Raw genomic sequence first — 14,284 nt, forward strand, 5'->3', positions numbered from 1 at the left:
AGCCATGACGGTCCTTCGAGAGGGGGAGGGGGAGGGGGAGGGGAGGAGGGGCGAGCGCGACGGGGACGCGGACGTCGGTCCGCGCCCCCGTCCGGGGCTCACTGGAAGGTGATGTTGGCCTGCGCCTCGACGGTCGAGGACGTGCCGTTGTGCGAGGTGATCGTCACGGCGCACTGGTCGTTGGCCGCGCTGCCCTTGCAGGTGAACGACGCGGGCTGTCCCGCACCGGCCACCGGGATGCCGTAGTGGGCGTTGGAGTTGACCTTCTTCGCGGTGTAGCTGACGGAGATGTTCCCGTTCGCGTCGGCCGTCGTCTCCACGCCGGACGAGCACGCGGGAACGCCGAGGATCCCGTACGACTTCGTCGAGCAGGTGCCGACCTTGTAGGTCCCGTTGGCGGTGTAGCCGGAGCCGGTGACGGTGACGACGGAGCCGCTGGCGCTCGACGACAGGCCCGTGCTCGGCGTGACGGAGATGGTGCCGGCCGCGTGCGCCACGGTCGGCGCGGCGAGGGTCACCGCCGCAGCGGCGAGACCCAGGGCGAGGGGGAGGCGGCGGGGGAGGGAGGTGCTCATCGTGCTCCTTCGGTAAGGTTAGGCTGTCCTAACGGCTCGTACCGTAGAGGCGTCGGGGCCGAGTGCGCAAGACCTGGTCCCTCGGCACCAGGGGGCGGCGATGCCGGGGTGGCGGTCGTCGGCCGAACGCGTGTCCCACGTCGCACCGCTGAGTGTTTCATAAAATTTGAACATCAACTAAGGTCCACCTGAGTGATCAGTGGCGCGTCGTGCCGCCCGTCGACCAGGAGGTCCCATGTCGTCCGTCCGTCCCGTGCTCACGAGCGTCGTGGGAGCGCTGTGCGCCGCCCTGCTGCTGTCCGCCTGCGGAGGGTCGTCCACGGCCGAGGACTCCGCCTCGAGCGACTTCGAGACCGTCCGGATCACGCACGCGCTGGGCACGGCCGAGATCACCGAGAAGCCGGAGCGGGTCGTCACCCTCGGCCAGGGGTCGGCCGAGACGGCCATCGCGCTCGGCGTCACCCCGGTCGGCATCGAGTCCTACCCCTGGGGTGCCGACGACACCGGCTACCTGCCGTGGATCCACGAGGCCGTCACCGAGCGCGGCGACGAGCTGCCGCAGCAGTTCACCGGAGGCACCGAGCTCGACATCGAGGCGATCCTCGAGCTCGAGCCCGACCTCATCCTGGCCCCGTGGTCGGGCGTGACGCAGGAGCAGTACGACCTGCTCAGCGACATCGCCCCCACCGTCGCCTACGAGAAGGAGCCGTGGGTCATCACCTGGGAGGACCAGATCGCGACGATCGGCCGCTCGCTGGGCGAGGAGAAGGCCGCCGCCGGACTCGTCGACGACATCGAGGAGCAGTTCGCCTCCGCCGCCGACCCGAGGTACGAGGGCCGCACGTTCTCCTTCATCTACACGAACGGACCGGGCACGCTCGGCGTGTTCTACCCCGGCGAGCAGCGGGTGACGTTCGTCTCGGCGCTCGGCCTCGAGCCCGCGCTGAGCGAGAAGGAGCTGAAGGACTGGGAGGAGCCGGGCACCGACTCCGCGCTCATCGGCCTCGAGAACGCCGACATGCTCGACGACTCCGACCTGGTCTTCACCTTCTACGCCGACGAGAAGAGCCGCAAGGAGACCGAGTCCCAGCCGCTGTACGCCGGGATCCCCGCGGTGGAGAAGGGTGCGCTCGTCGCGCCCACGGACCAGTCCTTCGTGACGGCGTCCTCGATCATCACGCCGCTGACCGTGCCCTGGGCGCTCGAGCGCTACCGGCCGATCATCGACCGAGCCCTGGCGCGGGCCGACGCGTGATGCGTCGAGGGGCTCTGCTCCTCGGCCTGGTCGTCGTCCTCGCGTGCACCGCGGCGCTCAGCGTCGTGCTCGGGGTGCGCGCCAACGAGGTGTCGGACGTCTGGGACGTGCTCACCGGTCGCGGCGACGAGTACCTGGGCCGGATCGTCGAGGCCCGGGTGCCGCGGACCGTGGTCGGCGCGGTGGTGGGAGCCGCGCTGGCCGTGGCCGGGCTGCTGATCCAGGCGGTCACCCGCAACCCGCTCGCCGAGCCGGGCCTGCTCGGAGTCAGCATGGGCGCGTCGGCCGCCATCGTGACCGCCACGGCGTTCCTCGGGCTCGGGAACGGGACGGCCATAGTGTGGGTGGCGATCCCGGGCGCCCTCGTCGCCGTGGCCGTCGTCTACGCCCTCGGTCGACGCGCCGGCGGCGAGTCGGTGGTCCCGCTGATCCTCGCCGGCGCGGTCGTCAGCGCGGTGCTGGGCGCCTACGTCCAGGCGATGATCCTGACCCGGCCCGACGCCTTCGACTCCTACCGCTTCTGGGTGGTCGGGTCGTTGGCCGGGGTGCGGTGGGAGACGCTGGCGATGGTGGCCCCGGTCATGCTCGTCGGTCTCGTCCTGACGGTGCTGGTCGCACCGGGCCTGAACACCGTGCAGCTCGGCGACGCCGTCGCGACGTCGCTCGGTGTGCGGGTCGCGTGGGTGCGGCTCGGGGCCCTCGCCGCGGCGACGCTGCTCGCGGCGGCGGCCACGGCGGCGGCCGGGCCGATCGTCTTCGTCGGCCTGGCGGTCCCGCACGTCGTGCGGGCGCTCGTCGCCTCCGACCTGCGGTGGCAGGTGCCCGTGGCCCTGCTGCTGGGGGCCACGCTGCTCGTGGGCTCCGACGTGCTGGCCAGGGTCGTGGCGCGACCCACCGAGCTCATGGTCGGTGTCGTCACCGCGTTCCTCGGCGCGCCGTTCCTGCTCGCGGCCGTGCGACGGACGAGGGCCGCCGCGTGAGCGCGACCGTGCGGCGGGTGGTCGTGCCCGTGCGTCGCCGCACCCTGACCGTCTGCCTGGGCATCGTGGCGGTGAGCGTGGTGCTCTCGCTGCTGACGCTCTCGCTCGGCCGGCTGGGCCTGTCCGTGGCGGACCTGCGCGACGCCGTCACCGGCGACCTCGACGCGAGGTCGCGGTTCGTGCTCGAGCGGCTGCGGGGTCCACGTCTGCTGGTCGCGGTCGGGGTGGGGGTCGCCCTCGGTGTCGCGGGCGCGCTGTTCCAGACGGTGACCCGCAACCCGCTGGGCAGCCCCGACGTCATCGGCCTCGCCGCCGGCGCGGGGGCGGGCGTGGCCGTGACGGTGGTGCTCGGCTCCACCGTGCCCGCCCCTGTCGGAGCGGTGCTGGGAGCCGGCGCGGCGATCGGCATCGTGTACCTGGCGAACGGCTCGGGCTTCGCGTCGCCGGCGCGGGTCATCGTCACCGGCATCGGCGTGGCAGCCATGTGCACCGCGGTGACGCAGTACGTGGTGGCCGTCGAGATGCGCGACAGCGCGCACGCCCTGGCCGCCTACACGGTCGGTTCGCTGTCGGCCCGCGACCTCGGGCACGCCGCGACCATCGCGGGGGGCCTGCTCCTGCTGCTGCCGTGCGTCGCCGCCCTGCACCACCGGCTGCTCGTCATGGACATGGGCGACGAGCTCTGCGACGCGCTCGGTGCCCGCGCGTCGGCGACCCGGACCTGGGCCATCGTGCTGTCGGTGCTGCTGGCCGCCGTCGCCGTCTCGGTGTCCGGGCCCATCTCGTTCGTCGCGCTGACCGCGCCGCACGTCGCCCGACGCCTCACCGGCGCCGTGGGCCCCAACCTCGTGGCCTCGGCGCTCGTCGGCGTGCTGATCGTGCTCTCCGCCGACGTGGTCGCCCAGCACGTCCCCGCCGCGGAGGGACTGCCCGTCGGGGTCGTCACGATCGGGGTCGGCGGCGCCTACCTCGGCTACCTGCTGCTCGTCCACTGGAGGAACGTCACGACATGAACGAGTCATCCCTGCGTGCCGACGGGATCACCGTGGGCTACGGCGGCGCCCCGGTGCTGCGCGACCTCGACTTCACGGTGAGCCGCGGCCACTTCACGGCCGTCATCGGGCCCAACGGCTGCGGCAAGTCGACGCTGGTCAAGACCCTCGCCCGGACGCTGCGGCCGACCGCGGGCCAGGTCGTGCTCGACGGCGTGCCCCTCGAGCGGCACCGCTCCAAGCACGTCGCCCGACGCATCGGCCTGCTGCCGCAGGAGCCCGTGGTGCCCGACGGCATCACCGTCGAGGAGCTGGTCGCGCGGGGCAGGCACCCGTACCACGCGCCGCGGCGGCAGTGGAGCGAGGGCGACGACGAGGCGATCGCCTCGGCACTGACGGCCACGGGCGTCGAGGCGCTGGCAGGTCGCCGGGTGGCGGACCTCTCAGGAGGGCAGCGCCAGCGCGCCTGGATCGCCATGGTCCTCGCGCAGCAGACCGAGTTCGTCCTGCTCGACGAGCCGACGTCGTTCCTCGACCTCGCGCACCAGCTCGACGTGCTGCACCTGTGCCAGGAGATCCGGGCCGCCGGACGCACCGTCGTGGCGGTGCTGCACGACCTGAACCAGGCGGCCCGCTACGCCGACCGCGTCGTGCTCATGCGCGACGGCGACGTCGTGGCCGAGGGGACGGCGCGCGAGGTCGTGACGAGCGCCCAGGTCGAGGAGGTCTTCGGGGTCCGGTGCCGCCTGGTCGAGGACCCCGAGTCGGCTACTCCGCTGATGATCCCGCTGCAGGATCAGCGCGCCCGGCCTTGACCTCCTGCCAACGCTCGTCGAGGCGGACGTCGTCGAGCAGCCACGCCATGTAGTGGTGCATGTGGGTGAGCCGCTCGTGGGCGGGGCTGCCCTCGGGGACGTCGGGCAGCGCGCGGGCGGCGAGGTCGCGCTGGGCCTGCAGGTAGGGCCGCTCGTGCTGCAGGAAGCGGCCCCACACGTCGCGCGCCATGAAGTGGCGGGTCGCGCGCTCGCCGGGACGTCGCTCGTGGTGGAGGAAGCCGGCGTCGGCGAGGCTGCGCGTGGCGTTGGAGACCGACCCCGTGCTCACGTCGAGGTCGGCGGCGATCTGGGCGGCCGTGACGCCGTCGGACTCGTCGAGGAGCAGGTACGCGGCGATCCGTCCCTCGGTGCGCGAGGCGCCCCGCGACGTCCACGCGCGGGCGAAGGACTCGATGAACTCGGCTCGACGAGCGCCGCTGATCGTCATCGGACCAGGGTAGGTGCAGGCGGGGGCGTCGGCTCGTCCGCGCGGGCGAGGAACGGGGACGCGGGCAGCAGGTGAACACCGCGTGTCCTTTCTTGACTCGTTCAAGAAAGCCGGTAGAGTCGAGGTCATGCCGCACCTCGACGTCGCCGAGCTCCTCCGCGGGGTCGGTCTGCGTGTCACCCGTCCACGGGTGGCCGTGCTGGAGGCGCTCGAGCGGCTGCCGCACGCCGACACCGGCGACGTCATCGACGCCGCGCGGCGAGACGTCCCCGACGTCTCGCACCAGGCGGTCTACGACTCGCTGGCCGCGCTCACCGAGGCCGGTCTCGTGCGTCGTATCCAGCCGCACGGCCACACGGCCCGGTACGAGCGGCGCGTCGGCGACAACCACCACCACGTCGTGTGCCGCACCTGCGGCACCATCGCCGACGTCGACTGCGCGACGGGGGAGGCGCCCTGCCTCGTCCCGTCGCAGGACCACGGCTTCGTCATCGACGAGGCCGAGGTCATCTTCTGGGGCACCTGCCCCGCCTGTGCGCGCGCCGGGTCGGCCGAGACTCCGCGCGATCCCCAGACTCCCGCGCCCGCCTGAGGGCAGCGGTCCGCACCGTCCACCCACCTGAGAGGAACATCGTGAGCGAGCACGACAAGCCGAACGCCGAAGTCGGCGAGATGAACGACCCCCTGGAGGCCAAGGGTGCGCCGGAGGGCCAGTGCCCCGTCGCGCACGACAGCCTGCCGTACCCGACGCGCCAGGACGCCAACAAGGTGTGGTGGCCCGAGGGCCTGAACCTCAAGATCCTCGCGAAGAACCCGTCGGTCGCCAACCCGCTCGGCGACGACTTCGACTACGCCGCGGCGTTCGAGTCGCTCGACCTCGCCGAGGTCAAGCGCGACATCGAGCAGGTCCTCACGACCTCGCAGGACTGGTGGCCCGCCGACTTCGGGCACTACGGCGGTCTCATGATCCGCATGGCGTGGCACAGCGCCGGCACCTACCGCGTGCACGACGGCCGTGGCGGCGCGGGCGCCGGTCAGCAGCGCTTCGCCCCGCTGAACAGCTGGCCCGACAACGGCAACCTCGACAAGGCCCGCCGTCTGCTCTGGCCGGTCAAGAAGAAGTACGGCAAGAACCTCTCCTGGGCCGACCTCATCGTGCTCACCGGCAACGTGGCGCTGGAGTCCATGGGCTTTGAGACCTTCGGCTTCGCCGGCGGTCGTGAGGACGTGTGGGAGCCGGACGCCGACGTGTACTGGGGCCCGGAGACCGAGTGGCTCGGGGACGAGCGCTACTCCGGCGACCGTGAGCTCGAGCGCCCCCTCGCCGCCGTGCAGATGGGCCTCATCTACGTCAACCCCGAGGGCCCCAACGGCGAGCCCGACCCGCTGGCCGCGGCCCGCGACATCCGCGAGACGTTCGGCCGCATGGCCATGAACGACGAGGAGACCGTCGCCCTCATCGCCGGCGGCCACACGCTCGGCAAGACCCACGGTGCGGCCGACCCCGAGAAGTACGTCGGCGCCGAGCCCGAGGGCGCGTCGCTGGAGGAGCAGGGCCTGGGCTGGAAGAACTCCTTCGGCGCCGGCCACGGCAACGACACGATCACGTCGGGCCTGGAGGTCACCTGGACGCGCACGCCCGTCCAGTGGTCCAACGACTACTTCGAGCTGCTCTTCGGCTACGAGTGGGAGCTGACCAAGAGCCCCGCCGGCGCCTGGCAGTTCGAGGCCAAGGACGCCGAGGCGATCATCCCCGACGCCCACGGCGGCCCGAACCGCAAGCCGCGCATGCTCGTCACCGACGTGGCGCTGCGCGTCGACCCGGCCTACGAGCAGATCTCGCGCCGCTACAAGGACGACCCGGCCGCGTTCGCCGACGCGTTCGCGCGAGCCTGGTTCAAGCTCACGCACCGCGACATGGGCCCGAAGGACCGCTACCTCGGCCCCGAGGTCCCGGCGGAGACGCTGATCTGGCAGGACCCGCTGCCCGAGGCGACGGGCGCCCCGCTCGACGCCGCGGCGATCGCGGACCTCAAGCAGCGTGTCGCCGACTCCGGCCTGAGCGTGACCGACCTGGTCGGCACCGCGTGGGCGTCGGCCTCGACGTTCCGCAGCAGCGACAAGCGCGGTGGCGCCAACGGTGCACGGGTGCGCCTCGAGCCGCAGGTCGGCTGGGAGGTCAACAACCCGGGCGAGCTGCGTCGTGTCCTCGGCGTGCTCGAGGGCATCCAGGCGGAGTCGGGGACCTACGTCTCCCTCGCCGACCTCATCGTCCTCGCGGGCGGTGTCGGCATCGAGCTGGCCGCGAAGGCGGCCGGTCGCGAGCTGGAGGTGCCGTTCACGCCGGGCCGTGTCGACGCGACCCTCGAGCACACCGACGTCGAGTCCTTCGAGTGGCTCGAGCCGCGGGCCGACGGGTTCCGCAACTACCTCGGCAAGGGCAACCGGCTGCCGGCGGAGCACCTGCTGCTGGACCGCGCGAACCTGCTCGGGGTCAGCGCCCCGCAGCTGACCGCGCTGGTCGGCGGTCTGCGGGTGCTGGGCGCCACGTACGACCGGTCGACGCTCGGTGTCCTCACCGACGCCCCGGGCACGCTCACGAACGACTTCTTCGTGAACCTGCTCGACATGGACGTCACGTGGACGTCGGTGGACCCCGAGGCCGGGATCTACGAGGGCCGCGACGCCGCCGGCGCCGTCCGCTGGACGGGCAGCCGCGCCGACCTGGTCTTCGGCTCGAACTCCGAGCTGCGGGCCGTGGCCGAGGTGTACGCGAGCGATGACGGCGCCGACGCGTTCGTCGAGGAGTTCGTGGGCGCCTGGGTCCAGGTCATGGAGGCCGACCGCTTCGACCTGCACCGCTGACGCACCCTGCACGCACAGGAGGGCCCGGACCGCGACGGTCCGGGCCCTCCTGCGTCGTCAGTCGGAGGCGGAGCGGCGCAGCAGCGGGGAGAGGACGAGGGTGACCGCGAGCGACGCCGTCGCGAACACCGAGATCGCAGCCCCCGGGCCGACCAGCTCGGCCAGTGCTCCGGCAGCCAGGGCGCAGACGCCCTGGCCGGCCGTCCGCCCGGACGCCTCCAGGCCCTGGACCTGGCCGGCTCGCTCGTCGGGCGTGGCCTCGACCAGGCGTTCCTGCAGGTGGAGCGACGCCGAGAAGCCGAGGCTGGCGACGAAGGCCAGGACGGTCGCGAGCTGCCACGGGAGGACGAGCACGAAGAAGAGGTAGGGAACGGCGAGGAGCAGTCGTTGGGCGACGTTGATCCGACCCCGCCCGCGACGGGAGACGAAGCGACCCACGACCAGGTCGCCGACCATCATGCCCGCTGCCCCCGCCGCCAGCAGGAAGCCGGCGTGCGTGCCGGCGTAGGGGATGAACAGGCTCTCCGCACCGACGACCAGACCGTTCGGCACCCACAACGCGAGGAGGAGGACGCGCGTCCGTGGCTGGCGCAGGACCCAGGCGTTGACGGCGTGGGTGCTGCCGAGGGCCGAGCGGGTACCTCGTGCGCTCCGGGTGCCTGCGTCGGTGGGGGGCCGGCCCGCGGGGGACCGAGGGGGCAGCCTGCGGACGCAGAGGACCACCGCGACCGCGGCCAGGGCCATGAGCGCGGCCAGCGCGCAGAACACCGTGGGAGCGTTCGCGACGCGGACGAGGAGCGCACCGAACGCGTACCCGGTCACCTGGACCGCCCCGTTGGTGAGGTTGAGCAGGCTCCTCGCCGGCGCGTAGCCCGCCCGACCGACCGTCAGGCTCACCAGGCCGAGTCGGATGCCTGCACTCAGGGCGGTCAGGGCGCCGCTCAGGAGCAGCAGCGCGAACCGTGCCCAGAGAGGGACGGGCAGGGCCTGTGCCCCGATCGTGACCGCGATCCCGACCTGCAGCAGCGTCATCGTGCGACGCGGTGCCCGCGTGTCGGCGACCGACATGAGGCTCGCCGCGCTCACCAGGTTGGCCAGCGAGGGCGCGAAGATCGCGAACGACGTGAGGAACGGCGATCCCGTCTCCTCGTTCACGATGGTGCCGAGGTAGAGACCGCTCACGGACGTCGCCAGGACGGTGCACACCTGGGTGAGGAACAGACCCGCGAACTGGGGATCACGCAGCAGCGAGGTGTAGGACCGCGGCGGGACCTCGTCGGCGCGTGCTGGCTGCCGGTCGGCCGTGTCCGCTCCCGTCTCCGCGACGTCCGGTCGTCGGCGGTGTCCTCGTCGCGTCACCGGCGGTCCGTCTTTCGGGTTGTGTCGGCGCCGCGGGCGCGGCCGTCCGCCCTGTCCCGGCAGAACGAGCCGAAGGCCTCGGCGACCGCGGGGAGTGCAGACTCGACGCGGGCGCGAGGCGGCGGCCCGGAGCGCACCAGGCACTGGACCAAGGTGCTGCGCCCGCCCGCGACCGTCGCATCGGCCGTGTCGAGCACCCGCTCGAGATCGACCTCGTCGCCCGACACCAGCGCCGGACGGGTGTAGCCGGCGGCATCGGCCAGGTCCCTGATGCGGCGACGGCTCGAGGGGACCGCCTGGGAACCGGTGGACGCGTACGCAGCATCGTCGGCGACGAGGTGGAGGATCGGGCAGCCCGTGGTCTCCTGCTCCAGCAACAACCCGTGCAGACCCATGAGCACCGCACCGTCGCCGTCGAGCACCACCGGCGCGCGCTCCGGGTCCGACCACCGCGACGACACACCACGCGCGATCGCGGCCGCCATGCCCATGCTGCCGACCATGTAGAAGTGGTTCGGCGCACCGGGGCGCAGTCCGTAGGCGATGCGGGAGACGTAGCCCGTCGTGAGGACGATCGGCCGGTCCTCGTACCTCTCCACGACGTGCGCGACGAGCTCGTCCTTGGTCAGGCACGGCAGGTCGGGGCGGAGCGTCTCGCCGTCGCGGCTCACGGGCGCCATCCGAAGTAGCTGGGACCCACGAGCACCGCCCGAGGGCCGACCGGGTCGAGCCGGTGGAGCGGAGCCCGTGAGCCGGGCTCGTCGAGCGCGACGCAGGGGACGCGCCACGCATCGAGGAGCGTCCGGGTCACAGCGCCCATGCCGCGGTTCTCGGCCGTGTGGTCGACCCCGGTGCCGCGCAGGCTCACGACGAGCGTCACTGGCAGCTCGAAGGCGCAGACCAGGGACGCCATGACGTTCACGCAGCTCCCGAAGCCCGAGTTCTGCATCAGCACGACCGGCCGTCCCCCGGCGAGCGCCTGGCCCGCGGCGAAGGCGAGCGCGGTGTCCTCCCGCGAGATCGTCGTCAGCGTCACCCGAGGATCGTTCTCCGCCTGGGTCCACAGCGGCGCGAGGATGCCGCAGGGCGTGCCGACGTGGGACGTCGCGCCGTCCGCGACGAGGTCCTCGTAGAGGGCTGCTGCCGAGGCTGCGAAGCCCGATGGCTCCGCGACGCCGGGCGGGCGGGGCGGCGTCGTCGGTGGTGCCGTGGTCGAGTTCATGGTGTCTCCTCGCGGGGTGCGATGGCGGTCTCGTAGGCGTTGAACCCTTCGCGGCTCACCACGCCGAAGGTGTCGTCAGGTCGGAAGCGGGCCCACCCGCTCCCGGCGCGACGACCGAACAGGAAGTAACTGACGATGGGGCGCGTCCGCAGCAGCTCCACCTCGTCCTCCGCAGGCCCGTGGCTCATCCACACCTCCTGGAGCGACGGCTCGACGTACCGCTGCACCACGGAGTCGGTGTCACGGACCGCCGCCTCGACGGCGTCGGACCACCCCGCCGCTGTCGTGTCGCGGCCGACGGTGACCTGGAGGCCCTGCATGCCGATGCCCTTCTTCAGGACGAGGTCGTCCTGGTGAGCCAAGGCGTAGGTGCCGAGCGCGCCGCGGGAGCCGTCGGGCAGGGAGGTGTCCCGGTCCCCGGTCACCCGCGACCAGGGCACGTACCGGTCGACCAGCTCGCGTTCGCGCGCGGTCATCCAGGGCAGTCCTTCCGAGAGCCAGGCGAGGGTCTTCTTGTTGGCGAGGAACGACGACGTCTGGGAGGTGAGCAGCCACGAGCCACGGTCGAGCCACTCCCGGACGGGCGTCAGGTCGATGCCGAGCTCGGCCCACTCGGGGACCGTGAACATCCTGAGGCTGAGCGGGTGCGAGACGGCGCCTGCCGGGAGCGACTCGAGCAGAGGCACGAGGCCCTCCGGCTCCGCGAAGTCGCCCTGCAGGCCGGCGCGGTCCAACGCGGCGACCTCCAGGTCGAAGATCTTGGTGCTGTCGGTGTGCTTGAGGTCGCGCACCGAGCCCAGCACCAGCACGCGTGGCTCGAGGCCGCATGCGCGGACCACGTCGGCGAAGGTGCGCGCGCGATCGTCGTACGGGTCGCTCCAGTCCCAGGTGACCCCCTCGTCCCGTGCGTAGACGTCGGAGAGCGCGCTCTGCAACGTGCTCAGCTCCGGCACACCACCGACGGCGCCGCTCACGTTGAACTCCAAGATCTGGGGGCCTGCGTCCGTGACCACGAAGTCCGGACGCGCGAAGACGTCGCAGAAGCGGTCCTCGAACTGCTGGTCCCGGCTGAACAACGGGTAGTCCTCCGCCGTGGTCCCGAAGGCCTCCATCCGCGCCTGCGTGCTGTCGCCGAGGTCGAGGACAGTGCGACGCGACAGGTCGAGGAGAGCGAGACCGGCCCGCTGGACCTCGCGCTCGGTCGCCCGCGGCAGGACGACGGGGGAGAGCGGGCATCCCTCGCGCGGCGGGATGCCGGTGTCCGCGGTGCCCTCCCGGACGGTCCCGCGGACGAGCTCCAGGGGTGCCGACGGTCGTGGGGGCGTGATCATGATGCTTCCTCTCCTCGGTCCGGGTCGAGAGCTCGTCCGGTGACGGCGGTGCACCGCAGCTCCGACGTGACGGGTCCGTCGCCCCAGTCCACCCACAGTCCTGCGCGGGACGGGAACATCTCCTGGACCACCACGTCCTCGCTCGTGTCGCGGCACAGCGCCGCGAAGGCCTTCACGAGGAGCGGGCTGTCGAGGTCCACGAACACGGGCTTCGGCTCGTCGGCGCTCTTCGCGTAGACGTGCGCGGGCATGCCGTGGTCGCGTCGGAGCTGCTGGACGGCGAGGAACTGGGTGGTGGGGGACCCGGGAGCCACCGTCCGCGGATCGACGGCCCACGTCTCCCGCTGCACGACGGCGGGCCCGAGCTCGAGTCGAGGGAGGTGGCGTTCCGTCCCGAGGGGAAGGAGCGGTGCCCCGTCGCGCTGCGGGAACCCGAACACGGCGAAGGGGTTGATCTCCACCCCGGACCACGCGAGGGGCAGCGTCACGAGCCGCAGGTCCTCCGGACGCCCCTGCTCGCGCAGGGCGAGTCCCCGGGGGGTGCGCACGACCAGCAGCTCGTCGAGGCGGAGGCGGGTCGAGGGTCGCGGGCTCGGGTCCTGCAGCTCGAGGTCGACGAGGTCCAGCGGCTGACGCAGGAACGTCTTGTTGCGGTGCGCGAGACACACGTCGACCAGTCGCTCCGACGGACCCACGAGCTGTCGGTACGCCGCCAGGACCGTGTCAGGGAGCTCGGGCGCGTGGCTGGCGAGGAAGGGCCCGAAGAGTCCGTGCGTGAGGTTGTCCTCGTCGGCGTGCAGGTCACCGACCACGAGACGGAACCGACCCGCGTCCAGGTCGCCGGCACTGCCGGCGTGGATCATCACGTCCGGGTTGCAGATCGCCGGCCCGCGCACGGGCGTCCCGGCGCTCGCCTCGTCCAGGAACCGGTGGATCACGCCCGGGTCGAGGACCTGTCGCGCGGCGAGCGGGTCCAGGTCGAGAACGGCGCGGAGGCGCTCGTCGGAGCGCAGCGCGCTGCTGCTGACCTCGTGCGCGATCGACTCCAGACCCGCCGCGTCGTCCAGGAGTGCGCGGACGTACGTCTCGACGCTCACGCTGGACGAGGCGAAGGTGTGGTCGAACCACGCGGCGAAGGCGGCGACCTGGGCCTGGTGGGCCAGGTGCGCCCGGGCCATGAACAGCTCGAGGACCGGTTGCAGGGCGTCCTCGAGCAGCGCGTGGGCCCGAGCGCCGGTCCTGAGCTCCTCGAGCGGTCCGATGCACTCCTCGTGCACGAAGCTGCGGTCGCTGTAGAAGGTCGCCGCCCGAGCAGGTCGTCGGACCTGACGGACGATCGACCGCACTGCGTCGTTCACCGCCGTCAGCGCCGCGTCGTCGTCCGGTGCGGGGCGTACGCCGAAGGCACGCACCGCCGCGCCGCACTCGTGCAGCAGGCTCGACGCCGCATGGTCGGGTGGTACCGCTGCGAGCAGGTGGGGGAGCGGGTCGGGCTCGCCGTAGGGCACGTGCGGCCCGACCTCGAGCGCGCGATCGCGGTAGAGCGCGTCCAGGTCCGTCCCGCTGACACCTCGCCGACGCGCCATGCGCTCGACGTCGCGGACCGTCACCTCCCGCGCGTCCCGCGCACGTTGCAGCAGGTCGACCAGCAGGGCGTGCTGTCCGCCGGTCAGGTGCAGAGGTGTGACGGTCGCGACGTCGTGCAGTCTGCTCGCGCGGCGGGTGTGGTCCAGCTCCACCATCCACGTGCGCACCGAGTCGTCGCCGGGCGGCAGGTCGGACGGACGGACGACGGCGGGCGAGACGCGGACCGGCAGGTGGGGGCGGAGGGTGGCGTCGTCGCGGAGCGTCTCGCAGATCTCGTACGTCGCTCGACGCGACAGGAGAGGGAGGCGGTGGCGTTCTCCCGAGAGACGCAGCCCGGTGGCGCCACGGTGCACGCTCCCCGGGGCGAAGGGCCCGTGGTGGCTCGCCGTGTCGTTCTTGGCGCAGCAGCGTTGCAGGTACAGGGCGAGGGTGTCGACGTGCCGTCGATCCCGTCGAGTGAGGTCGTCCGGGGGCGTCCGGTCGAGCCACGGCCGGAGTCGGGCCCAGAGGTCCTCGTTCGACAGCATCACCGTGGCACGCAGCAGGGGGTCGTCGGCGAACTCCCGGTGCAGACGTGACCCGGTGGCGGCGCAGCTCGTCGCGTGCGCGTTCTCGTACTCCCGCTCGGCCTCGGTGACCAGACGGGCCGCCTGCTCGCCGCTGAGGGCACCACACTCGCCGGCTCGTCGACCGCGAGCCGCGTCCTGGCGGGCACGACGCGCCTCGAGCACCGCCAGGGCAGCACTCGTCACGGCCGTGTCCTGCAGGACGTCGAGGCGGTCGAACGCGAACCCCGCCATGCGCACGACGCTGTGGGGAAGCAGCCGCCAGCGGAGGGACGTCTCGGTGGGCGGG

General features: G+C 72.5%; 13 protein-coding genes. 6 read left to right on the plus strand and 7 right to left on the minus strand.

Annotated features, from left to right (window positions below; genetic code table 11):
- Positions 1-98 precede the first annotated feature (98 nt).
- A complete protein-coding gene (locus A6Q81_RS10265; protein ID WP_067858939.1) occupies positions 99-575 on the minus strand; it encodes a neocarzinostatin apoprotein domain-containing protein in 477 nt (158 codons plus the stop codon).
- A gap of 235 nt (positions 576-810) precedes the next feature.
- Here A6Q81_RS10265 and A6Q81_RS10270 point away from each other — a divergent pair, with 235 nt between their 5' ends.
- Genes A6Q81_RS10270 through A6Q81_RS10285 form a run of 4 tightly spaced genes read left to right on the plus strand, consistent with a single transcriptional unit; the run spans position 811 to position 4,617 of the window.
- Positions 811-1,830, plus strand: coding sequence for an iron-siderophore ABC transporter substrate-binding protein (locus A6Q81_RS10270; protein WP_067858935.1), 1,020 nt, complete (start codon positions 811-813; stop codon positions 1,828-1,830).
- Positions 1,830-2,810: a FecCD family ABC transporter permease gene (locus A6Q81_RS10275; RefSeq protein WP_286690375.1), complete on the plus strand. Its 981-nt coding sequence runs from the start codon at positions 1,830-1,832 to the stop codon at positions 2,808-2,810. Before A6Q81_RS10270 ends, A6Q81_RS10275 begins: the two co-directional genes overlap by 1 nt.
- On the plus strand, positions 2,807-3,823 hold the full coding sequence (locus A6Q81_RS10280; protein ID WP_286690376.1) for a FecCD family ABC transporter permease: 1,017 nt from the start codon (positions 2,807-2,809) through the stop codon (positions 3,821-3,823). Before A6Q81_RS10275 ends, A6Q81_RS10280 begins: the two co-directional genes overlap by 4 nt.
- A complete protein-coding gene (locus tag A6Q81_RS10285) occupies positions 3,820-4,617 on the plus strand; it encodes an ABC transporter ATP-binding protein (protein ID WP_286690377.1) in 798 nt (265 codons plus the stop codon). The genes A6Q81_RS10280 and A6Q81_RS10285 overlap by 4 nt, the downstream gene beginning before the upstream one ends.
- On the opposite strand, the gene A6Q81_RS10290 is transcribed toward A6Q81_RS10285, so the two are convergent.
- A complete protein-coding gene (locus A6Q81_RS10290) occupies positions 4,571-5,065 on the minus strand; it encodes a GbsR/MarR family transcriptional regulator (RefSeq protein WP_067858926.1) in 495 nt (164 codons plus the stop codon). The two genes, A6Q81_RS10285 and A6Q81_RS10290, sit on opposite strands and share 47 nt — an antisense overlap.
- 127 nt (positions 5,066-5,192) lie before the next feature.
- Here A6Q81_RS10290 and A6Q81_RS10295 point away from each other — a divergent pair, with 127 nt between their 5' ends.
- The gene (locus A6Q81_RS10295; protein WP_067858923.1) at positions 5,193-5,657 is read left to right on the plus strand and encodes a Fur family transcriptional regulator; all 465 of its coding nucleotides are present in this window, start codon (positions 5,193-5,195) and stop codon (positions 5,655-5,657) included.
- An 80-nt stretch (positions 5,658-5,737) separates the two neighbouring features.
- On the plus strand, positions 5,738-7,930 hold the full coding sequence (gene katG, locus A6Q81_RS10300; RefSeq protein WP_286690393.1) for a catalase/peroxidase HPI: 2,193 nt from the start codon (positions 5,738-5,740) through the stop codon (positions 7,928-7,930).
- Positions 7,931-7,987: 57 nt separating this feature from the next.
- Here katG and A6Q81_RS10305 read toward each other — a convergent pair whose 3' ends face one another.
- Genes A6Q81_RS10305 through A6Q81_RS10325 form a run of 5 tightly spaced genes read right to left on the minus strand, consistent with a single transcriptional unit; the run spans position 7,988 to position 14,229 of the window.
- On the minus strand, positions 7,988-9,289 hold the full coding sequence (locus A6Q81_RS10305; protein ID WP_067858920.1) for an MFS transporter: 1,302 nt from the start codon (positions 9,287-9,289) through the stop codon (positions 7,988-7,990).
- A complete protein-coding gene (locus A6Q81_RS10310; protein WP_158509208.1) occupies positions 9,286-9,960 on the minus strand; it encodes a thiamine pyrophosphate-dependent enzyme in 675 nt (224 codons plus the stop codon). Before A6Q81_RS10310 ends, A6Q81_RS10305 begins: the two co-directional genes overlap by 4 nt.
- On the minus strand, positions 9,957-10,511 hold the full coding sequence (locus tag A6Q81_RS10315; RefSeq protein WP_286690378.1) for a thiamine pyrophosphate-binding protein: 555 nt from the start codon (positions 10,509-10,511) through the stop codon (positions 9,957-9,959). The genes A6Q81_RS10310 and A6Q81_RS10315 overlap by 4 nt, the downstream gene beginning before the upstream one ends.
- Positions 10,508-11,842, minus strand: a complete 1,335-nt coding sequence (locus A6Q81_RS10320; protein ID WP_286690379.1) for a hypothetical protein — start codon at positions 11,840-11,842, stop codon at positions 10,508-10,510. Before A6Q81_RS10320 ends, A6Q81_RS10315 begins: the two co-directional genes overlap by 4 nt.
- Complete coding sequence (locus tag A6Q81_RS10325) at positions 11,839-14,229, minus strand: lantibiotic dehydratase (protein ID WP_286690380.1); 2,391 nt, start codon at positions 14,227-14,229, stop codon at positions 11,839-11,841. The genes A6Q81_RS10320 and A6Q81_RS10325 overlap by 4 nt, the downstream gene beginning before the upstream one ends.
- Positions 14,230-14,284: the final 55 nt, after the last annotated feature.

Source organism: Aeromicrobium sp. REDSEA-S38_B2 (assembly GCF_001628525.1).
Lineage (GTDB): Bacteria > Actinomycetota > Actinomycetes > Propionibacteriales > Nocardioidaceae > Aeromicrobium > Aeromicrobium erythreum.